The 22,589-nt window shown below is 38.5% G+C and carries 21 protein-coding genes and 1 tRNA gene; 19 read left to right on the top strand and 3 right to left on the bottom strand.

The window, feature by feature from the left end; genetic code table 11:
* Nucleotides 1-59 precede the first annotated feature (59 nt).
* Complete coding sequence (locus tag HA632_RS00605) at nt 60-4,469, bottom strand: T9SS type A sorting domain-containing protein (RefSeq protein WP_176305305.1); 4,410 nt, start codon at nt 4,467-4,469, stop codon at nt 60-62.
* A gap of 173 nt (nt 4,470-4,642) precedes the next feature.
* The gene (locus HA632_RS00600) at nt 4,643-4,879 is read right to left on the bottom strand and encodes a hypothetical protein (protein WP_176305304.1); all 237 of its coding nucleotides are present in this window, start codon (nt 4,877-4,879) and stop codon (nt 4,643-4,645) included.
* Nucleotides 4,880-4,937: 58 nt separating this feature from the next.
* Between HA632_RS00600 and HA632_RS00595 the strand changes: the two genes are divergently transcribed.
* The 7 genes from HA632_RS00595 (at nt 4,938) to HA632_RS00565 (ending at nt 14,195) form a co-directional block, all read left to right on the top strand.
* A complete protein-coding gene (locus HA632_RS00595) occupies nt 4,938-5,990 on the top strand; it encodes a DUF2891 domain-containing protein (protein WP_176305303.1) in 1,053 nt (350 codons plus the stop codon).
* Between the two features lie 33 nt (nt 5,991-6,023).
* Nucleotides 6,024-7,586 carry an NAD(P)/FAD-dependent oxidoreductase gene (locus HA632_RS00590; protein WP_176305302.1) on the top strand — a complete coding sequence of 521 codons (1,563 nt, stop codon included), beginning with the start codon at nt 6,024-6,026 and terminating at the stop codon, nt 7,584-7,586.
* An 81-nt stretch (nt 7,587-7,667) separates the two neighbouring features.
* Nucleotides 7,668-8,711, top strand: a complete 1,044-nt coding sequence (locus HA632_RS00585) for a hypothetical protein (RefSeq protein ID WP_176305301.1) — start codon at nt 7,668-7,670, stop codon at nt 8,709-8,711.
* A gap of 79 nt (nt 8,712-8,790) precedes the next feature.
* The gene (locus HA632_RS00580; protein ID WP_176305300.1) at nt 8,791-9,315 is read left to right on the top strand and encodes an RNA polymerase sigma factor; all 525 of its coding nucleotides are present in this window, start codon (nt 8,791-8,793) and stop codon (nt 9,313-9,315) included.
* 11 nt (nt 9,316-9,326) lie between these two features.
* Nucleotides 9,327-10,229: a FecR family protein gene (locus tag HA632_RS00575; RefSeq protein ID WP_176305299.1), complete on the top strand. Its 903-nt coding sequence runs from the start codon at nt 9,327-9,329 to the stop codon at nt 10,227-10,229.
* Nucleotides 10,226-12,520, top strand: coding sequence for a TonB-dependent siderophore receptor (locus tag HA632_RS00570; RefSeq protein ID WP_176305298.1), 2,295 nt, complete (start codon nt 10,226-10,228; stop codon nt 12,518-12,520). The genes HA632_RS00575 and HA632_RS00570 overlap by 4 nt, the downstream gene beginning before the upstream one ends.
* Before the next feature lie 94 nt (nt 12,521-12,614).
* Nucleotides 12,615-14,195, top strand: a complete 1,581-nt coding sequence (locus tag HA632_RS00565; RefSeq protein WP_176305297.1) for an NADP-dependent glyceraldehyde-3-phosphate dehydrogenase — start codon at nt 12,615-12,617, stop codon at nt 14,193-14,195.
* Between the two features lie 30 nt (nt 14,196-14,225).
* Here HA632_RS00565 and HA632_RS00560 read toward each other — a convergent pair whose 3' ends face one another.
* On the bottom strand, nt 14,226-15,323 hold the full coding sequence (locus HA632_RS00560) for a bifunctional methionine sulfoxide reductase B/A protein (protein WP_176305296.1): 1,098 nt from the start codon (nt 15,321-15,323) through the stop codon (nt 14,226-14,228).
* 163 nt (nt 15,324-15,486) lie between these two features.
* Between HA632_RS00560 and idi the strand changes: the two genes are divergently transcribed.
* The 12 genes from idi to HA632_RS00500 all read left to right on the top strand — a co-directional run bounded on the left by idi (nt 15,487) and on the right by HA632_RS00500 (nt 22,506).
* On the top strand, nt 15,487-16,014 hold the full coding sequence (gene idi / locus HA632_RS00555) for an isopentenyl-diphosphate Delta-isomerase (protein WP_176305295.1): 528 nt from the start codon (nt 15,487-15,489) through the stop codon (nt 16,012-16,014).
* Nucleotides 16,015-16,110: 96 nt separating this feature from the next.
* The gene (locus tag HA632_RS00550; protein WP_176305294.1) at nt 16,111-16,521 is read left to right on the top strand and encodes a 6-carboxytetrahydropterin synthase; all 411 of its coding nucleotides are present in this window, start codon (nt 16,111-16,113) and stop codon (nt 16,519-16,521) included.
* Nucleotides 16,521-16,973, top strand: coding sequence for a peroxiredoxin (locus tag HA632_RS00545; RefSeq protein WP_176305293.1), 453 nt, complete (start codon nt 16,521-16,523; stop codon nt 16,971-16,973). Before HA632_RS00550 ends, HA632_RS00545 begins: the two co-directional genes overlap by 1 nt.
* 20 nt (nt 16,974-16,993) lie before the next feature.
* Complete coding sequence (locus tag HA632_RS00540) at nt 16,994-17,956, top strand: type I phosphomannose isomerase catalytic subunit (protein ID WP_176305292.1); 963 nt, start codon at nt 16,994-16,996, stop codon at nt 17,954-17,956.
* Nucleotides 17,957-18,011: 55 nt separating this feature from the next.
* A complete protein-coding gene (locus tag HA632_RS00535; RefSeq protein ID WP_176305291.1) occupies nt 18,012-18,281 on the top strand; it encodes a hypothetical protein in 270 nt (89 codons plus the stop codon).
* A gap of 75 nt (nt 18,282-18,356) precedes the next feature.
* Nucleotides 18,357-18,430 (top strand) — tRNA-Thr (locus tag HA632_RS00530).
* 106 nt (nt 18,431-18,536) lie between these two features.
* Complete coding sequence (locus HA632_RS00525) at nt 18,537-19,439, top strand: DMT family transporter (RefSeq protein ID WP_176305290.1); 903 nt, start codon at nt 18,537-18,539, stop codon at nt 19,437-19,439.
* Nucleotides 19,440-19,544: 105 nt separating this feature from the next.
* Complete coding sequence (aqpZ, locus tag HA632_RS00520; protein ID WP_176305289.1) at nt 19,545-20,252, top strand: aquaporin Z; 708 nt, start codon at nt 19,545-19,547, stop codon at nt 20,250-20,252.
* Between the two features lie 72 nt (nt 20,253-20,324).
* On the top strand, nt 20,325-20,927 hold the full coding sequence (locus HA632_RS00515; RefSeq protein WP_176305288.1) for an alpha-ketoglutarate-dependent dioxygenase AlkB: 603 nt from the start codon (nt 20,325-20,327) through the stop codon (nt 20,925-20,927).
* A 37-nt stretch (nt 20,928-20,964) separates the two neighbouring features.
* Complete coding sequence (locus tag HA632_RS00510; protein ID WP_176305287.1) at nt 20,965-21,795, top strand: sterol desaturase family protein; 831 nt, start codon at nt 20,965-20,967, stop codon at nt 21,793-21,795.
* A 98-nt stretch (nt 21,796-21,893) separates the two neighbouring features.
* Nucleotides 21,894-22,169 (top strand): TIGR03643 family protein, encoded by a 276-nt coding sequence (locus HA632_RS00505; RefSeq protein ID WP_176305286.1) that lies wholly within the window; start codon nt 21,894-21,896, stop codon nt 22,167-22,169.
* Between the two features lie 55 nt (nt 22,170-22,224).
* Nucleotides 22,225-22,506 carry a TIGR03643 family protein gene (locus HA632_RS00500; protein ID WP_176305285.1) on the top strand — a complete coding sequence of 94 codons (282 nt, stop codon included), beginning with the start codon at nt 22,225-22,227 and terminating at the stop codon, nt 22,504-22,506.
* Nucleotides 22,507-22,589: the final 83 nt, after the last annotated feature.

Here is a 22,589-nt window from a genome sequence, read left to right as displayed (position 1 = left end):
AATAAACAAAAACGGCTACTTTCTCAAGTAGCCGTTTTTTATTGCATTGAAGTTTGGTTTTATCTTTTAATCACCCGAAGGGTTTTTGCTTTGCCTTCTTGGGTTATTGATACATTGTAAATGCCCGAAGGATAGCCGTTACCGATTTCCAATTGAGATAAATCATTGTAACCAACCGTTTGATTTTCGATTAATCTGCCAATCATGTCATACACTTTGATGACCACATCAGCAGTATTATTGGTTTGAATGTCTAATTTAAAAGTTTGGCTGTAAGGGTTCGGATAAGCCACCACTCTGGATAATGATGAATTAGGAGCTGTTCCTAAACCACAATCATCAGCGGTTTGAACGGTAGCAACCACCGCAACTCTTGCGGAAGAACATACTTCTGTAATATCCCAATTGAAGAAATAGTAATAGCTATAAGTGTCTATAAAACCATTGTCAATTCCGCCAATTATAGATACAGCTCCACTAGTAACCGGAAAAGGATTCGGAAACGGGCTCACATAAGCCAAGGCATTGTCATAAGTTGCTCCATCTGTAATTTCAAGGGAATAGTTGTCGCCAGCAGATAATGTATAATTAAGCGTAACAGTTTGTGCCACTGTCGTTGGAGACCAATCAGAGAATGTATTTGGTGTAAAAGTTACTTCAGTTGTACCGGGAACTTGAATGCCGTTTTGTAATACTTTGATGGTTATCGGTAATGGACCTGAACCACCGGGATTTTGTTGTGGATATACTTTAACCGAGTTTAAAATAATTGAGTTAGATAAATTAAACGCCAAACCTCTGTTGGTATTACCGCTTCCGTAACCATCTGAGGTGTAGACTAAACCTGCTGTGCCCGCTGCAGTGGTTTCCGTACCGGCATAATAAGTTGTAGTTGTAGTAATCGATGGCGTTGTAAAGGAATTTCCGGTAGCCAATGCAGTTCCGCCAATTTGTGTTGTATACCATTTAACATCACCCGAAGCTGAAGTAGCTGAAAGCGTAGCAGTATCTGTTGGTTGACAAATAGTTGCCGGTGTAGTAGAAGTTATTGTATTGTTTAGGGTGATTTGAATTGGTGTTGAAGCCACAGTAGTTGAACTGAAAGAACAACTTACATTACAACGATAATAGGTGTTTTCAACCGGAGCCACTGAAGCTGTAGTTGCCGTTGCCATGTTGATGTCGGTATAGTCAGCGCCATTAGTAGAACTTTGCCATTGGTAAGAGATGCCTTCTCCAAACACTACGTTTTGTAAACTCAGAGTAACCGATTTACCGCCGCAAATAGTAGTTTCAGAAGCAATAGTGTTTCCCGGAGTTACTGTTGAACATTCCGACTGTCTTGCGGTTGAAAAATAACCGTTAAAATCAGCAAAAGACAATGGAGCACTCGTTGAGGTCAACATATTTGGCGTTCCGGCTTCAAAAGTGGCAGTGATGCCAAAATCATTATCATAAACTCCGGCCGCAGTAGTAGCTTGAACAATAATGCTACTTTCAATTGCGTTGGCATCAGCAACTTTGATATTGAATTCAGTAATATCTCCGGCTGTTTTTGAAACTTCCCAACGGTTTTGGCTTAAATGCGCTATGTTGGCTGATGGAGTACCCGAATTGGTTTCAAAAGCTTCTGCTTTTATGTTGGTTCCCGGACTGCCAAATCCAACACCGGGAGTAGTCACAGCAACCCAAATAGGAGCATAAGTTGATTTTCCGACAGGAAAGAAAAACTTATCGGTAAAACCGGAACCATTGGTTAAATCAATGGCATTTTGACCACCGCTAATGTCTTTAGCAAAAGGGCCGTCAATGTAACAGGTTGGGCCAAAATTCCCCGAAACAAATGCTGTATAAGCCATCGCCGGTGCTCCAATATTCAAAACACTGCTTGCTGAGGTATGAATGATTCCTTCGGTCATCGTCAAACCGGTTACTACATTAAAAGGCACCAAGAAAGTAACACCCTCAGCACTGGTATTGTTTACTTTTAGTTGTGAAACAGAACCGGTATTGAAAGATGTATTCAATATAGTATCTACCTGAGCATTAAAAGTACCTGTTCCTGATATGGTTTGAGGTTTGGCTGTTGCCACAAAACTACCCTCAATATAGTTGCCAAAGTGTGTACTGTTATATGTGTATAATTGTCCGTTATTCACAATGTTTCCCCCGAAATAAGTGTCAACACCTGAGCCTTTTACTTTTCCTTGTACAATCGTAAAATCGTTTTGTACATTCATAACCACGATATTACTATTGGCATTATTGGAATCCAGAGTAACGAACCGGTTTGTAGCATCGGGCGCATTGACAATTAAGTTATTCAACGAAAGGGTTCCGTCGGCTGCTCTGAAATTACAATTGAAACCATTAGTGGTTACAGCACTTTTTTCAGTCGATAATCCGTCGCCTATTTGTAAGGTATGACCGTTTCCTGCAGCATAATTATTGGTTGACTCATAAACAAAGGAAGAAGGCGCAGCATTAACGTTGTAAAAAGACAAAGTCAATGGTAAACTCAGCCCGGTTTCCGGTAAACTTGGATTGGTATTGATTGAGCCGTCAAAATTTACACCGGCTACGGTTGTTCCTACGGGTACTCCTGCACCAACAACAATTTGGCCAACCGATACATTGTCTATGGCATCTAAAGTTACACTGGATGGAAACCAGCAAAACCATCCAACACAAGGAACGATAGCAGTTGCAGTATGGGTTGTTGCCAAAGTTGCACTCGTAACAGCAGGATCAACAAGCGTTATAGAACCTCCGGTTAAATTTAAAGTTGAATTTCCAATTTTGAAAAGGGTTTGATCAGTACTAGTTGCCGCAGCTCCATTGTTGTTTCCATCAACAATAATATTCCCGCCGGTTTGATTGAAGGTGCTTCCGTTGGCGTGATAAATACTTCCATTAACAGTTAAAGTACCCGAGTTAATACTGTAGGTTCCGCCATTGTAAAAAGCAGCTTTATTATTGGTACAACCTACCGTTAATGTAGCGGAATCACTGATTAGTGTTGCTCCCGCTAAAATATTAATACCACCAACAGAAGAAGGAGTGTTTACAGTTATAGTATGTCCTGAAAGTAGGGTAACCGTATTTCCGCAAGTCGGGACGCTGTTACTGCTCCAGGTAGTTGCCTCATTCCAATTACCGGTTTGAACCGAAGTAATAGGTGTGTCTAAAGCAGCATTGTATCCTACTTGGAAAGTATTGTTTAAATCAGTGTCTGACAGACCAATTCGGGACGCAAATGGTGTAATGGTTCCGGTTTGATGATTGCCTACCGTAGTTCCGTCGGCCTTGATTATTCTCGAATTACCATTCATAATTAAATAAGCCTCTTGTGCAGCGAAAGCAATTGAATGATTACCGATAGGAAAAGCATAATTAGCATCTTTGCTCACTATCCAAGCACCTTCGTAGATGTCGGTCACAGTATAACCACCATCGGCAACTGAAAATCCTGATGCAACAGCTGAAGCATCATAGTAACTCACGGCAAGCTCACCGGATACCGCAGAAGAATTATTGTCTACCGGTCTTGTAATAAAGGCAGCCCTGCTTTTACCATTAGCATTTATAAAAGGGAAAAGAGCATTGCTATTGTAATAATCAATCCCTGAAGTTATTGGCGCAAAATTGTCATAAGCGCTGTACCATCTTCCTACAGTACCTGTTAAAAATCCACTCCCGGTTGCACAATTTGTAGTGGCCGAACTGTAATTTCCGATTGTTATTTTGTTTGTGCCCAAATCTACTCGGGCATTCGTCATACTTAATACACTTCTGATTTTAATATTGTTGAAACCCCAAATTACATTAGGTGAAGCTGTACTGGTATTGTTTATGAGCAACTGATTGATAACCGCTCCATTATTTGAGCTATCGGTTAAATATAAAGTCCCGCCAAAAGTCCCCAAACCGCTCACCGTTTGTACGGCTGAACCGTTGAGGTTTAAAGCCCCTTCAGGAGTATAATTGGAACCGATGGACAAATCAATTCTGCCATTGTTGGTGATGTTTCCGGCTACGTTAAGCTGAATCGCTTTGTCATAACCCCAACCTCCGGCATCATAATAGTAAATACCGTCAATCAAACCACCCGAGTTAACTATTAAATTTCCGGTGATGGTAAAATCAGGTGAACTATTACCGCCTTCTAAGGTACCACTGACGGTGGCATTAGTCACTGTTATCAAATCATCAAGAAGTACGGTTGTCCCGGTAGCTATTACTACATGGTCAATGGCTGTTGGAATAGTAGTAGAACCCCAAGTGTTGGGATCACTGAAATTTCCTGATTGAACCGAGGTAAAAGTCGTTTGCGCTTGCAGGCTGAATCCGGCCAACAATAAAAACGCTACCGCTAAAACCCCTTGTAAAAATTGCTTTTTTTCTTTGGAGAATTTTGCTTGCTTGTTAGCTGGTCTCGCGAAGTTTCCGATGATGTAATTTATTGACATAAATTAAGAAGATTGAGTTAAACCTCAAATCTAATTATTTAAAACTTGCAAAGTTTTTATTACACTATCAAAATGACAGAATTTATAAAGTAGTTTCAGGTGTTTAAAATTACTTTTTTAGCTTTATTCTAATGATATTTAAAGCTTTAGGTTCTTTGAGACAGGTCCGAAGGTTAAAGGTATAATTCCCCGCGATGAGGTTTCAAAGCATCGCGAAGTTGTATCATGTGTTCATCGGTTACCACTATAAAAGCAATGGCATACATCTCATTTTGAATTTCAAATCCGGTAATGGTAATCGGCAATTTTTCGATAGCGATGTATTCTTTTAAATGAATTTCATGATGCTCCGCAGTCTTAGCTGAAGCCGGTCCGCGAAAATCCCAGATGAGTTTGATTTGTCTCGACATAACTTAGAAATAGTTGGGCAAAGGTAACTTTTTGCTACATTTGAAAAACGCTTCTTTTATGAAATTTAGTTACTTTTTATTATTGTGGTTTTCTATCACCGGTTTTTCTCAGGAATTAACCCTCGAACAAGCCAATCATTTAGCAGGTTTACCGTTGAAGTGTCTCCAACAAGAGTATCCCAACAAATTAGGACAAATGTTGGTCGACAGTACCGAAATTCAATCGCCTCAAAAATTGCATCCATCCTTTTATGGCTGTTTCGATTGGCATTCGTCGGTTCACGGACATTGGAGTTTGGTGTATTTGCTCAAAAGATTCCCCAATTTGGCCAATAAAGAATTGATCATTCAAAAACTGAAGGCCAATTTATCCAAAGTAAACATCCAAGCCGAAATGGATTATTTGAATAAAAAGCACGAGAAATCCTTTGAACGTACTTATGGCTGGAATTGGTTACTGAAATTACAACTCGAGCTCGAAACGTATAACGAACCGTTCGCCCAAGAATTGGCTCAAAACCTAAAACCGCTTTCCAATATTATCCTCGAAAGATATATCGAATTTTTACCCAAATTGCTTTATCCGGTTAGAGTCGGAACCCATTCTAATACCGCTTTCGGACTGACTTTTGCTTGGGATTATGCGGTTTATTCCAAAAATGAGTTGTTCCAAAAAAGCATCAAAGAGAATGCGGTTCGCCTATTCCAAAAGGATGAAAACTGTCCGTTTACCTGGGAACCCAGCGGCACTGATTTTCTGTCGCCTTGTTTGGAAGAAATGGCTTTGATGCAACGCATTTTGCCTAAAACCGAGTTTTTAAGCTGGCTGAAAAAGTTTGCCCCGCAACTCTTTAAAAAGAAATTTACTTGGGAAGTCGCCCGAGTCTCCGATAGAACCGACGGTCACCTGGTACACCTAGACGGATTAAATTTTAGCAGGGCTTGGAATTTATATGCCTTGATCAATCAGTACCCAAAAGAGTTTTCGCATTTAAAGCCTTTAACCGATTTCCACTTAAACTTTTCGCTGTCTTCTGTAGTCGACGGCAATTATGAAGGCGAGCATTGGTTGGCTTCGTTTGCCTTACGCGCATTTGAAGAAAAAAAGTAATTCCATTTGTTTACTTTTGCAGAAAATTAAATCATGCCACAAGAATTACTCCTACAGGTTTCTCCCGAAATAGCAGCCAACGAAAGTTTGCTCTATGAGTATGTGGCTAAATCAGTAAGGGTTTCTACTAAATTGGTTCGCAAAGTAGTAGTTCTAAAACGCTCTATTGATGCGCGTCAAAAAGCCATAAAAATCAATCTGAAAGTTCTGGTCTATCTGATTAATGAAGATTATACTGAATCAAAAATCGAACTGCCTGATTACAAGAATGTGGGCAATGCTCAAGAGGTAATCATTGTTGGCGCCGGTCCGGCCGGACTTTTCGCTGCCTTGCAATTGATTGAGTTAGGCTTAAAACCTATCGTGATTGAACGAGGCAAAGATGTTCGAGGTCGCCGCCGTGATCTGAAAGCCATCAATCGCGATCATATCGTTAACGAAGATTCCAATTATTGTTTTGGTGAAGGTGGCGCAGGTACTTATTCTGATGGAAAATTATACACGCGTTCCAAAAAGCGCGGTGATGTCGACAGGATTTTACAGTTATTAGTAGGTTTCGGTGCAACGCCCGATATTTTAGTTGAAGCCCATCCGCACATTGGTACCAATAAATTACCCCAAATTATTCAGGACATTCGGGAAAAAATCATCGAATGCGGCGGACAAGTATTATTTGAAACCCGAGTAACCGATTTTGTAGTCAAAAATAATGAAATGCAAGGGATTGTAACCCAAAACGGTGATACAATTTCGGCCAATAAAGTCATTTTGGCTACCGGACATTCGGCTCGTGATATTTTTGAATTGCTCGACAGAAAGAAAATTTTAATCGAAGCCAAACCTTTTGCCTTAGGAGTTCGTGCCGAGCATCCGCAGGATTTGATAGATAAAATCCAATACAGTTGTGATTTCCGCGGGGAATATTTACCGCCGGCACCATATTCTATAGTGAAGCAAGTCAACGGTCGCGGCATGTATTCGTTTTGCATGTGTCCGGGTGGCGTAATTGCGCCTTGTGCTACCAGTCCGGGTGAAGTAGTGACCAACGGTTGGTCGCCATCCAAGCGCGATCAAGCTACCGCGAATTCAGGCATAGTAGTCGAATTAAAACTGGAAGATTTTAAACCGTTTGCCAAATTCGGCCCATTAGCCGGAATGGAATTTCAAAAAAGCATCGAGCAAAAAGCGTGGCATTTGGCTGGAGAAACCCAAAAAGTTCCGGCACAAAGAATGGTCGACTTCACCCAAAATAAAGTTTCCGCATCCATCCCAAAAACGTCTTATGTGCCCGGAACCACTTCGGTAGAAATGGGACAAGTCTTCCCGGGATTTTTAACCCAAATCATGCGAGAAGGGTTTATCCAATTCGGAAAATCAATGCGAGGCTATATGACCAATGAAGCGATTCTTCACGCTCCCGAAAGCCGCACATCGTCTCCGGTAAGAATCCCACGTGACCATGAAAGCTTAGAACATTTGCAAATCAAAGGACTTTATCCTTGTGGCGAAGGCGCCGGTTTTGCCGGTGGAATCATTTCTGCTGCCATTGACGGCGAAAAATGTGCCCTTAAAATTGCTGAAAGTCTCTCAAAATAAATTAATTTTCATTTTTATTTAAAAAAAGTAGGGTGATGGCATTTTGTGTTGTCTAACCTATAAACACTAAATATAAATAAGATGAAAAAGATTAAAATTTTAGTATTGCTATTGGCCGTTTCGGTCGCAGGTTTCTATTCTTGTACCGATAATGACCCGGTAGAAAATGAAGTAGTCACTTCTAAAAGTATTGCGTTAAGAACTACCTTAAACGAGATTAAAAAAGCCAACAATATTGGTAACAGAAATGCAAACGCAACTCAAGATCAATTTTTTTGTTTCAACTTTGTTTTCCCTTTAACTTTATCCTATAACGACGGAACAGTCATTACAGTGGCCACTTATGAAGGTTTGCTGGATGTGTTAACGGCTGAAACCGAAACATTATTTATTGTTGGAATTGCTTTTCCTTTCCAAGTACAACAAGAAGGTGCAGTTATCACCATTGATAATGAAGCCGAATTTTATGCACTCATTGAAGATTGCGGATTCAGTCCGATAAACGACGATGTGTTGCAATTTAGTTGTCTGCAATTTATATTTCCTATTTCTGTAATCAATGACAATGGTGCAACGATAGCGGTAAATACCCAAGCGGAATTGGAATCCCTATTGATCGCCGGCTCATTGGTAGAAATTGTGTTTCCTATTAGTGTAACTCAAAACAACGAGGTTATTGTGGTTAATGACTTGTATGAGTTGTTTGAATTGTATGACGAGTGTGACGGGAATACCACTTCATGTGTTTGTACTACAGATGTTAATCCGGTTTGTGTGGAAACGGCAAATGGTATTGTACAGTATTCAAATGCTTGTTTGGCCCAATGCGACGGCTTCACAACAGCAGATTTTGTGAGTTGTGATCCTATACTGACCATTAACTTTGGAAATGGTTTGGGCTCTTGCTTTACCATGAACTATCCGGTGCAAGTGCAACATGAAGGTGCTTTGGTAACAGTCAATAGTAATGCTGAATTGCTACAATATTATTTTCCGTCATGGTCAAGTATTCCGGCTTTTGTTTACCCTGTAACGGCAAATTTCAATACCCCAACCGGTTCTATTGCGTATACAATCGCTAACCAAATAACTTTTGAAGCAGCCATTATCAATAATTGTAATTAATTTGACTATAAAAATTGGGAAAGATTAAAGTTAATTGCGACACAACCTTAGTAATGGGGTTGTGTCAGCAATTTAAGCTATGAAAGAAGAAAACCAAAATACAAAGCTCTGCTCCGAAGTGGTATTTCGCTCGGTTTTTGACACGAATTTTAAAGTGTTGCGGAACTTTTTGGTGTATCAATTCAGAGGCGATATTGAAAGTGCCGAAGATATAGCCCAAAATGCTTTTGTCAAACTTTGGGAAAATTGCGGCATCCTAAAACCCGAACAAGCCAAAAGTTTTTTATACACCACAGCGATTAGGCTTTCGCTGAATAAAATAAAGCACAAACAAGTCGTGAATCATTTTGAGTTGCAATTCCAAACCAAATCATCACACAAAGAATCCCCAGAGTTTTTGATGGAAGTAACCGAATTAAGAACCCAATTGGAAAAAGCCATCAACAATTTGCCGGAAAAACAAAGAACCGTATTTTTAATGAACCGCTTCGACAATCAATCGTATACTGAAATCGCTGCGTCTTTAGATTTATCGGTTAAAGCAGTTGAGAAACGAATGCATCAAGCCTTGTTGTCCTTGAGAAGAGTAGTGAAAAACGTTTGAAAAATAATGACATGGAAGCGAAAAATGAAACGTACTTATCCGATTGGTTAGCCCATAAAATTACCGATGAACAATTAAAACAATTGGTTTCGGACGAAGATTTCACGGCATTCCAAAAAATAAAAAATGCACTGAACGGGTTTGAAATCAGTAATCCCGATTTGGAGCAAAATTTTAGTGCCATAAAACAAAAGTTATCCGATAAAGATAAACCTAAAGCGAAAGTCATTCCGCTTTGGCGTTATGCTTCAATTGCCTCTAGTTTGCTTATTCTTTTTGGTGTGTATCATTTTTTCATAGCCCAAAATGAAATCACAACCGGTTTTGGAAATACCCAAATGATTACCTTAGCCGACAATTCTAAAGTGGTTTTGAATGCCAAATCAAAACTAACGTATTGCAATAGTTTTGAATACAAAAGAACCTTGCAACTTGACGGTGAAGCCTTTTTTGAAGTCGAAAAAGGAAGCTCTTTTACAGTCGAAACTTCGCTTGGCGACATTCGGGTTTTGGGTACCAAATTCAATGTGATTGCTTTCCAGGATTTTTTTGAAGTCAAGTGTTATGAAGGCAAAGTGCAAGTCATTCAAAAAGGAAAATCAACGATTTTAACCCAAGGCGAAAGTGTACGTTATTATAATGCTACTTCGGAAAATTGGGCTGAGGTTAATGCCTCAAAACCTACCTGGATTTCCGGAGAATCATCCTTTAAAAAGGTGCCGATGCGCTATGTCATCGAACAATTTAAGAACCAATACAATGTTGAAGTCGAGTACCCGAATTCCATTGAAAACATAAAATTTACAGGAACATTTACCCATAAAGATTTAACAGTCGCTTTGCAAACGATTTGTTTGCCGTTGCATTTGAAATTCGGCAAAGACCAAACAGGAAAAATTATCATTTCAGAATGAAGAAACTAGTTTTTTGGTGCTTCTTTTTGTGCTGGATTTCACTTTCTTGGTCACAAAAAAAGGAGTCTTTTTTTTATAAGAATGTCCCACTCATCAAAGTGCTTTCCGATATCGAGAAAGCTTTTGACGTTAAATATTCCTATGTTGATTCGTTAGTGACTTCACAAAGGATTTCAGTACCTAAAAAACTTTATTCATTGGCCGAAATCAATACCGAAATCGAAAAGCAATCGACGTTAAAAGTCATCCAAATCAACGACCGATTTTATTCGATTAACCACGCGAAAAGTATTGATGATTTGGAGAAAATCCATCAATTAGAAGAAGTCATAGTCGAGGAGTTTTTGGCAAAAGGCATCAAGAAAACCAGCCAACATTATATTATTTCTCCTCAAAAAGTTCAAACGCTTCCCGGCATTACCGACGCCGATATTTTACAATCGTTGCAACAATTACCGGGCGTTAAAAGTCCGAACGAAACCGCCACCGGTTTGTACATACGTGGCGGAACGGCCGACCAAAATTTGATTCTCATGGATGGCATTCGGTTGTATCATCCCGGGCATTTATTTGGCATGATTTCCAGTATTAATCCGAATGTGGAGCAAACAGTGAATTATTACAACAAAGCTGTGAACCCTAAATTTGGAGAAAGAGTTTCCGGCATAATAGACATCAAATCGACTGATAAAATTTCGAACCAAACGAAAATCAACGCCGGGATTAATGCCTTAAATGCAGATGTTTATGTACAAATGCCATTGGTCAAAGAGAAGTTAGGATTACAGCTTTCCGGACGAAAATCGTATACAGAATGGTTGCAATCGCCAACGTTTAACCAATTAGAAAACAAGGTTTTTCAGAATACCAATTTTGAGGATTTTGACAATAATAACCAATTCAAGTTCCATGATTACTCGGCTAAATTGAATTTTAAACCCAATGGTAAAACCGAAATTTCACTATCCGGTTTGGTCATCAAAAACGATTTGGATTATAGAAATGTCATTGAAACAGATAGTGTCAGTAACCAAAAAATGAACATCGAGAATTATGGTTTCAGTCTGAATTGGACCCAAAAACACAGTCCGAAATTCACCCAAAAAGCCTTAGTTTTCTATTCGCTTTACAGTTTTGATTACCTCAAAAGGCAAGATTACGACACCAATAAGTTTGAAGCGTTTAAAAAACTGAATCGGGTAGTGGATTCGGGTGCGGAATTGAATTTTGGTTACCAAATCAATGAAAAATCTAATCTCGATTTTGGCTACCAAGTTTATGGAAATGACATTTCGCATTTGTTCAACAGTTACAATCAGGACATCGGTGTGGTTTTGAGTTTAAGACATCTCTATAATATTACCCATGCCGGATTTGTTTACTTCAAACAAGATTTTGGCAGCTGGAATTTCCAACCCGGTTTGCGCTATAATTTTTACAGCCAAATGAAAGCGTCGAGTTTTGAACCGCGATTATTACTTCAAAAAGCCATTTCGGAATCTCTGATTTGGCAAGCTTCTTATGAACGCAGAAGTCAGGTTTTAAGTCAGGTTCGCGAAAATGCCGCTAACGATTTGAGTCTGGAAAATTATGTTTGGGTGCTTTCGGATAACAACGAATATCCTATTCAAAAAGCAAATCAATTTACTTCCGGAATCATTTTCAAAAAGAACCATTGGCTTTTGGATGTGGATGCCTATTATAAAAATATTACCGGAATCACTTCGTTTACGTTAGGATTTTTGGGCCAAAACGGCAACGAAATTCGACAAGGAAAGGGTTTTACCAAAGGTATTGATGTTTTGCTTCAAAAAAGTGCGGCTTCTTGGCGTGCTTGGATAACCTATACTTATCAAGATTCCCAAAACCGATTTTCAACTTTGAATGACGGATATTATTTTGCTTCCAATGCTGATATCAAGCACAGTTTTAATTTGGCTTTTAATAAAAAATGGGACAATTTTCTCTTTACTGCCGGTTGGTTTTGGCATAGTGGCAAACCCTTCAGCACTATCGATGATTCAGGAGAAATCACTTCTTATAATGCTCAGAGATTACCCAATTACCATCGCTTAGATGTTTCGGGCAGTTATCAGTTCAAAAGCACCAAAGGACATACTTTTAAAATCGGTGCTTCGATATATAATCTCTACAACCGAAATGCTTTAATCAGTAAGGAATTGGAACGCAATTATGCCAATGTATCCGACTTTATCACGCCGCGTTATTCGATGCAGGAATTTTATTCATTAGGCATTATGCCCAATGTTTTTTTTAGGGTGAATTTTTAAAAGTTTTCAGTTACAACGATTTAGTTAATTTCTTTCGGCTAATCGATGTCGGATGTTTTATTCAAAATAGTAATTTTATAAAAAATCATTTTTTATGAATACTATTCCAAGCGAATTTCAAATCACGTCTTTATTAAATCAAGATACTTATTTGGTCAACGGTGAACTGAAAAAATGGACAGGCGAAACCACGCCGGTTTTCTCTACTATATCTTCCACTGACCATTATTCTCCAACGGTTTTGGGTTCTATTCCGGCCATGGGCGAAGCCGAAGGTAATGAGGTAGTTGATGCAGCAGTTGCAGCTTATAATAACGGACAAGGTTTGTGGCCTACGATGAAAGTCATCGATCGCATCAAATGCATGGAAAATTTTGTCACCCAAATGAAAGCCACGCGTAACGAAGTTGTAAAGTATTTAATGTGGGAAATAGGGAAATCTTTACCCGATTCTGAAAAAGAATTTGATAGAACTGTCGAATATATTTATGATACGATTGAAGATTATAAAGAACTAGACCGAAACAATGCGCGTTTTACCAAAAGCCAAGGCGTCAATGCCATGGTTCGTCGTGGTCCGCTGGGTGTGGTGCTTTGTTTAGGACCGTATAATTACCCGCTGAATGAAACTTTTTCGTTGCTGATTCCGGCAATTATCATGGGTAATACCGTTATTTTTAAACCGGCTAAACATGGTGTTTTATTGATTTCTCCTTTGTTGACTGCGTTCCAGACCAGTTTTCCGAAAGGCGTAATTAATATTGTTTACGGTCGAGGCAGAGATGTGGCTTCACCTATTATGAAATCCGGGAAAGTCGATATTTTGGCACTCATAGGCAACAGTAAATCGGCGATTGCGTTACAAGATTTACATCCGAATAAAAACCGTTTGCGTTTGATTTTAGGATTGGAAGCCAAAAACCCGGCGATTATTTTACCGGACGCCGATTTGGATTTGGCGATTCAGGAATGTATCACGGGAACCTTGTCTTTTAATGGCCAACGTTGTACAGCTTTGAAAATACTATACGTGCACGAATCCATCGCGGCCGAATTCAACCGAAGATTTGCGGAAAAAGTAGATGCGTTGCCTTTCGGAAATCCATGGGAGAAAGGCGTTTCTTTAACACCATTACCCGAAAAAGAAAAACCGAATTACATCCAAGAACTAATCGATGATGCGCAAGACAAAGGTGCAAAAGTCATTAACCAAAAAGGCGGACAAAGAACCGAAAATTATATTTTTCCGGCAGTTTTATTTCCGATTAACAAAGAAATGAGAGTGTATCACGAAGAACAATTTGGTCCGGTAATTCCAATCTTAACTTTCAAAGACATACAAGAACCGCTGAATGATATGGCGGAATCGAATTACGGTCAACAAGTGAGTTTGTTTGGCCAAGACATCAAAACCATTGCGCCGTTGATTGATACGTTGGTGAATTTGGTTTGTCGTGTGAATTTAAACAGCTCATGCCAACGCGGACCGGATGTTTATCCGTTTACCGGAAGAAAAGATTCGGCGGTAGGTACTTTGAGTATACACGATGCGTTGCGTTCGTTCTCTATTAGAACTTTCGTAGCTTCTAAAGACAATGCTTATAACAATGCAATTTTGCAGGAATTGCTCAACAGTAAAGAATCAAATTTTATAAACACAGATTATATTTTATAAAAAAAGCCCTGATTTCTCAGGGCTTTTTTATTAGTTCTTCTTTTTCAATCTATCTTTAAAAACCTTTTCAAATTTTTCCAGTTTAGGCTGAATCACCATTTGGCAGTAAGGTTGATTCTTATTGTTTTCGTAATAATTTTGGTGATTGTCTTTGGCTTTGTAAAACGCTTTAAACGGTTCCAAAGTCGTTACGATTTTATTATTGAAAACTTCTTTGTTCAATTCGGCTATAATGCTTTCCGCGGCTTTCTTTTGTTCTTCAGTTGCATAAAAAATTACCGAACGGTATTGCGTCCCTACATCAGCGCCTTGTCGGTTTAAAGTGGTTGGATCATGAACCGTAAAAAACACTTTGAAGATTTCATCCAAATTGGTTTTGGTCTTATCATAAGTAATCTCTACGACTTCCGCCGCACCGGTTGTTCCGGTACAAACTTCTTCATAACTCGGGTTTTCGACTTTTCCGCCGGAGAAACCGGAAACTACTTTTTCCACACCGGTTAGGTTTTCATAAACCGCTTCCACACACCAATAACAGCCACCACCAATGGTTATAGTCTCTAAATTTCCTTTGTTTTGAGCAACATTTCCATCAGGTACAAAATCCAAAGAAACCGCATTCATGCAATAACGCTTTCCGGTTGGTTCCGGACCATCATCAAACAAATGACCTAAATGACTGTCGCATCTTCCGCAAAGGGCTTCAATACGGCGCATGCCATAGGAATTGTCGTCTTTAAAAGTGATGCTGTTTTTGTTGTCTTGTTCAAAAAAACTTGGCCAACCGCAACTGCTCACAAATTTTTGGTCGGATTTAAAAAGTTTCAAACCACAAGCCGCGCAGTAATAAGTGCCTTTGGTTTCACTTTTCCACATCGTACCGGTGAAAGCTCTTTCGGTATCTGCTTTTCGGGCAACCGCATACAAATCGGGCGGCAGTACTTTTTTCCATTGCTCATCGGTTAAAACCAATTTAGAAGTATCGGTATTAGAATAATAAGGGTTTTCGGGTTTTGAAATAACGTTTTCCATAGCAGTGGTTTTTGTAGTGGGTTTATTGTTTTGGCCACAAGCCGTAAACATAAACAGCGGTGACAAAATTAAGAAGTTAAACAAAGTTTTTTTCATTGTGACTGATTTTAAATCTACTACAAATTTACACTACATCTACGAGTTGAAATGTCTTGTAGATTGCAAATTGCAGTGATTTAAGGAAAGTTTAACGGTTGTTCTATCAGCATAATTAGAGAGGCTGATATTTTTTCGTATTTTTGAACGATTAATAAAAGCTATGGTCGAAGAAAAAGTAATCTTGGTTAACGAACAAGATGAACCCATTGGGTTAATGAATAAATTGGAAGCCCACGAGAAAGCGGTTTTACACCGTGCCTTTTCGGTTTTTGTGTTGAACAGCAATAACGAAATCATGTTGCAACAACGCGCGCACCACAAATACCATTCGCCTTTGTTGTGGACGAATACTTGTTGCAGTCACCAACGCGAAGGCGAAACCAATATCCAAGCCGGAAGCCGTCGTTTGTATGAAGAAATGGGTTTTAAAACCGAGTTGAAAGAGCTGTTTCATTTTATCTACAAAGCGCCATTTGACAATGGTTTGACCGAACATGAACTCGACCATGTGATGATTGGGTATTATAATGACGAACCAAACATTAACCCTGAAGAAGTGGAAAGTTGGAAATGGATGTGCATTGAAGAAGTGCGACAAGACATGATTCAAAATCCTGATATATACACGGTTTGGTTCAAAATTATTTTTGATGAGTTTTATCACTATTTAGAAGAACATAAAATTTAATTAACCACAAAAGACACAAAGTTATCTTTGTTTCTTTTGCTGAACTTTTGTGACTTTGGTGGTTACAAAAAACATAAGGCACAAAAGAAATAAATTATGAGAGTCACTGTATCCAGAAAAGCCCATTTTAATGCTGCGCACCGATTGTATCGAAAAGATTGGTCGATGGAAAAAAACGATGCGGTTTTTGGGAAATGCAACAATCCTAATTTTCACGGACACAATTATGAGTTAATCGTTTCGGTTACGGGTGAAATTGACCAAGAAACCGGTTTTGTGATTGATGTGAAGATTTTGTCCGATTTAATCAAAGCGCATATCGAAAATGCTTTTGACCATAAAAATTTAAACTTAGACGTTCCGGAGTTCGCTGATTTGAACCCAACTGCCGAAAATATAGCAGTTGTGATTTGGAACAAACTCCGTAAACATATTGACAACAATAAGGATCTTGAAGTCGTTTTATATGAAACGCCCAGAAATTTTGTAACCTACAAAGGCGAATAATGGCATTGCAAGTCGGAGATAAAATCCCCAATTTTTCAGCTATTGATACTAATGGTAATGTCTTTGAAAGTGATACTGTTGTTGGCAAAAAATCCCTTGTCATTTATTTTTATCCCAAAGATGACACCCGAGTTTGTACTGAGCAAGCCTGTTCTTTTCGTGATCAATATGAAGATTTTAAGGCTTTAGGTGCTGAAGTTATTGGTGTGAGTAGCGATTCAGTAAAATCCCATCAAAAGTTTGCTCAACACTACAAACTCCCTTTTATTTTACTTTCTGATTCCGATAAAAAATTGCGAAAACTATTTGGTGTTCCCAATGACTTATTGGGATTGATTCCGGGCAGAGTTACTTATGTTGCCGATAAGAACGGCGTAATTCAGTTGGTTTTTAACAGTATGTCGGGCAAAATTCACATCGAAAAAGCCCTTGAAATTCTCAAAAGGATGTAAGTTTGCCTAAAATTACTTTGATGTCATTTTATCCATTACAATTTGAGCCGATTTTAAAAGAAAGAATTTGGGGTGGCACCAAATTAAAATCCTATTTAAACAAACCGATTACCTCTGAAATTACCGGTGAAAGCTGGGAGATTTCTACGGTAGAAAATGACGTCAGCATAGTAGCGAACGGTGATTTCAAAGGCAAATCGCTGAATGAATTAATAGAAGCTTATCCAAATGAAATTTTGGGAACCAAAGTCTATGCAAAATTCGGTAAGCAGTTTCCTTTATTATTTAAATATTTAGATGCGCGAGAAGATTTATCGATTCAATTGCATCCGAATGACGAGTTGGCCCAAAAACGCCACAATTCATTTGGGAAAACCGAAATGTGGTATGTAATGCAAGCCGATGCCGATGCGAGACTGATTGTGGGTTTCAAAGAAAAATCTTCACCGGAAGAGTATATTCAGCATTTGGAAAACAAAACGTTACTGCAAATTCTTGACAGCAAAAAAGTCAAACCCGGCGATGTCTTTATGCTCAACACCGGAACTATTCATGCCCTTGGTGCCGGCATATTGATAGCCGAAATCCAACAAACTTCCAATATTACCTATCGCGTTTACGATTTTGATAGGGTTGATGCTAATGGGAATCCCCGTGAATTGCATGTAGATTTAGCCTTAGAAGCCTTGAATTATGATAAAGTAGAAGCCCAACGCTTTTACGAAAAACAAGAAAATATTTCCAATGAAGTAATCAACTGCCAGTATTTCACAACTCATTTTATTCCGTTAAACGGGAATTTGAAAGTCGACAAAAAGAATGATTCCTTTACGGTTTATATGTGTGTAGATGGTCATTTTGAATTGTATTTTGACGGAAAAACAAGCGCTTATCAAAAAGGAGATACAGTTTTAATTCCGGCTTCATTGACTGATTTTCAATTGAGTGGACAAGCGGCAATCTTAGAAATTTATATTTCGTAGTTTGTATTCTAAAGATTTAGTGTAATTTTGCCGAAATTTAAAATTTACAAGAAAAATGGGAAGTGTTAAGAATTTAAAAAAAGACATCAATTTTGTTTTAGGCGATATCATTGAAGCAGTTTACATCTATGAGATGACAACTTCAGGAAAACCATCAGACAAAACAAATGCTATCATTGATGAAGCGATTGCGTCTTTTGACGGTTTAATCACCAAAGTGAACGCAAAGAAAGTGGAAAATAAAAAAGCACATTTCAAACAAATCAACACCGAATTAGAACAAGTTGCTAATCAGTTGGTTGAAAAAATCAATGCATTGCAATAAGAAAAAACAATAAAAAAGTGCCGAAATATTTTGGAGAATTAAATTTCACTTTTATATTTGCACTCACATTGAGACGCCAGCATAGCTCAGTTGGCTAGAGCAGCTGATTTGTAATCAGCAGGTCGTGGGTTCGAGTCCCTCTGCCGGCTCAATAAAAAAACCATCACTTTTTAGTGGTGGTTTTTTGTTTTTGGATTATCCCCTTTGAAAACAATTCCAATTCTGTATCTTTGTCGGCTTTTTAAAAATGAAATTATGTTTGGAAACAAAGTCCTTAAAGGTGTTTTCTTGGTTGGGTTAGGTGCTACAAGCTACGGCATGTTGGCTACTTTTGTCAAACTGGCTTATGATGAAAATTATACCACTGCTGAAGTGACTACTTCTCAGTTTGTTTTGGGAATCTTAGGATTGCTTTTGATTAATCTTTTTCAAAAAAACAGAAAAAAAGGAACAGTAATTAAAGCTTCGAGAACAAATATCTTTCAATTGATGCTGGCCGGAACATCATTGGGAATGACTAGTGTTTTCTACTATTTGGCCGTAAAATACATCCCGGTTTCTATTGGAATAGTGTTGCTGATGCAGACGGTTTGGATGGGTGTTTTGCTTGAATGGTTTTTAGATAAAAAGGCACCTTCTTTACAAAAAATAATTTCAGTAGCTATTGTATTATTCGGAACGGCTTTGGCTACTAATTTGCTTAACGCTACTATCGATTTAGACTGGAGAGGCGTTATGTGGGGTTTATTGGCCGCAGCATCTTTTACCACGACTATGTTTACTGCCAACCGAATTGCTTTAGGGATTTCAACCTCGCAAAGGAGTTTGTACATGTTGCTTGGCGGTGCTGTAGTTGTTTTTGGTTTTGCCCTTTTTACACAAACTACGCCTTTTGATTTTGCCATTTTTTCCAAATGGGGTATCATTTTGGCATTATTCGGAACCATCATTCCGCCAATGTTAATGAACTCAGGCTTTCCGCACACAGGGATTGGCTTGGGCAGTATAGTGTCTTCCTTAGAATTACCGGTTTCGGTTTTGATGGCTTTTGTAATCCTTAATGAAAGTGTAGTCCTTTCACAATGGATTGGTATATTGTTGATAATTTTAGCCATTGTTATTATGAATATTAGTCTGAAGAAAACAAAGGCTAATTAGTTGGTTGTTAATAAGTTTGTCTTTATTTAAATATCTTTCTTACTTTTTATCCTAATTTTAGTAGACTAATCAATCTCGCACTTGCGTGATTTAAATACTAAATTTATGAGAAAACTATTCGCAGAATTTTTCGGAACCTTTTGGCTCATTTTTGGAGGTTGCGGTAGCGCAGTGTTTGCCGCAGGAATTCCCGACTTAGGTATTGGCTTTGCCGGAGTTGCTCTGGCTTTTGGACTCACGGTATTGACTATGGCTTATGCTGTTGGACATATATCGGGCGGACATTTTAATCCGGCGGTTTCTTTCGGACTTTGGGCCGGTGGCCGGTTTTCGGGTAAAGAGTTATTGCCTTATATCGTTTCGCAATGTTTAGGCGGAATTGCAGCAGCAGGGACTTTAGTTTTTATCCTTTCCGGAAAAGAAGGCTTTGCGATTGACAATACCAAAGCCGGTGCTTTTGCCACCAACGGCTATGACGCTTTTTCTCCGGATGGTTATTCAATGGGTTCGGCATTTGTAGCAGAATTCGTTTTAACAATGTTCTTCTTAATCGTAATTATGGGTGCGACAGACAAATTGGCTAATGGTAAATTTGCGGGAGTTGCTATAGGTTTGGCGCTAACACTAATCCATTTAATAAGTATTCCGATTACTAATACTTCCGTGAATCCTGCCCGTTCTACATCACAAGCGATTTTTGCTCAAGGAGAGTCTTTGTCTCAATTGTGGTTATTTTGGGTTGCCCCAATTGCCGGTGCATTAGTGGGCGGATTTATCTATAAATTGTTTTTAGACAAAAAAGAAGATCTATAATTTTAATATCGCTTAGAATTTGTAAAGAGAAAAGAGTGGAATTATTCATTCTTTTCTCTTTATTTTTGTGGTATGAACACACTTTTTCCAAAAGAGAAAATTATTTTTAATGTACCCGATGCCGAAATCGAATATTATCCCAATTTCTTTGAGACGGATCGATCTAATGAACTATTTGCAAAATTAAAAGCTAATATTCCCTGGCAACAAGATCACATCACAGTTTTTGGAAAAACCCATCCGCAACCTCGATTGACTGCACTTTTTGGCAATGAAGGCAAGCCTTATGGTTATTCCAATATCATTATGCAACCGCATCCATGGAATCCGTTGTTGATGTTTATCAAGGAGGAAATAGAAACTGTTTGTCTGGAAAATTTCACAACGGTTTTGCTCAATTATTACCGTGATGGCAAAGACAGCAACGGTTGGCATGCCGATAACGAAAGAGAATTGGGGAGGAATCCGGTTATTGCATCCGTCAGTTTCGGTTCGGAAAGAAGCTTTCATTTGCAACACAATACCATCAAAGAACAAAAGTTGAAAATCAATTTGGAACACGGCAGTTTATTGATTATGAAAGGCACAACGCAACATTTTTGGAAACACCAAATTCCCAAGACGGCTAAAGACATTGGTTCGCGTATCAATCTTACTTTTCGCATTATCAAGTAATTCCCTATTTTGTTATATTTGAAATAAAAATAATTCGATGAACGATATCATTCAATACTTCGAAAGTATTCCATCGTCGCACAGAGCGTTGATTCTAGCTGGTGGAATTGCTATGTTTTGGTTAATTGAATCGGCAGTTCCGTTTGTTAAATTTGGTTACAACAAGTGGCAACATGCCGGCATCAATATCTTTTTTACATTTACCACCATTGTAATCAATTTTTGTTTGGCGGTAGTCTTAGTCGGTACAGCACAATGGACCGTAGACAATCATTTTGGTTTACTCCATTGGTTGCCTTCAATGAATGTTTGGCTCTTTGCTTTAGTAGGTTTGTTGCTTTTAGATTTAATAGGCGCTTATTTGCCTCATTATGTAGAACACAAAACTAAGTTTTTATGGCGTTTTCATTTGATCCACCATACCGATACTTGGATTGATACGACCTCGGGTAATCGCCATCATCCGGGCGAAAGCGTAATCCGTTTTGTTTTTACCACTTTGGGTGTTTTGATTGTGGGCAGCCCAATGTGGATGGTTTTTTTATATCAAACGTTATCCGTTATAGCCACACAGTTTACCCATGCCAATATTGCTTTGCCAAAGCAATTGGATAAAGTGATGAGTTATGTTTTGGTTTCTCCCGACATGCACAAAGTACACCATCATTACGTTTTGCCTTACACCGATAGCAATTACGGGAATATTTTTTCGATTTGGGACCGACTTTTCGGAACTTTTCAAGCCTTAGACAGAGAAAAGATTGTTTATGGTGTTGACACCCATATGAAGGCTGAAGAGCACAATGATTTGAGGAATCTGTTGTTGATTCCTTTTCAAAAAAAGCGGTTGCCCAAAACCGATGCTTAAAAAAACCGTTACAGCTTAAAAACTAATTATTTTTTTTATTAATATTGGAATACCAATTAATCAGTTGAAATCTATTTTTAAATAATGCTTTTACAGAAATGAAAAAAAGTAAGCTTGCAGACTTTGACAACGAACAAATTGAAAGAGTTGTCAGCATGGCTCAAGAGGAAAGAAAGCCTTTTGAAGTAATAAAAGGAGAATTTGGTCTCACCGAAAATGAAGTAACCGAATTGATGCGCAAACGATTATCGAAAGATAATTTTGAACTTTGGAAAAAGAAAGCCACCGGCAGTAAACCAAAGCCAAAACCAATTATTGACGATTTCGACGATGATTTAGACAGCAAATACTATATCAAAAATAAATTTGACTAAAACTTTAACTCTTGTTCAACAAGAGTTTTTTTATTTAATCCCGAATTTTGTTTGCATGAAATCAAATCCGTTTACCGAACAACAAATCGACAGAATCATAGAAATGGCATGGGAAGACAGAACGCCATTTGAAGCGATTACTTTTCAGTTTGGTATTTCAGAACAAGAAACGATTGCCATCATGCGTCGCGAAATGAAACCATCGAGTTTCAAAATGTGGCGAGAAAGGGTACAAGGTAGAACCACCAAACATGCCAAGTTGCGTACCGAAGGAATTGACCGATTTAAATGCACACTGCAAAGACAAATTACCCACAACAAAATTTCAAAGCGTTAATCGGCACGATTTTAGTTAATCAATGGTAAAAATGTTAAAGTCAATTGTAACTATTGGCTACATTTGATGACTTATCCAAAAAA

Origin of the sequence: Flavobacterium sp. J49 (assembly GCF_011742145.1) — a bacterium.
Taxonomy (GTDB): domain Bacteria; phylum Bacteroidota; class Bacteroidia; order Flavobacteriales; family Flavobacteriaceae; genus Flavobacterium.
Note: the sequence above shows the minus strand (reverse complement) of the source record. Positions and strands in the feature narration are given on the sequence as shown.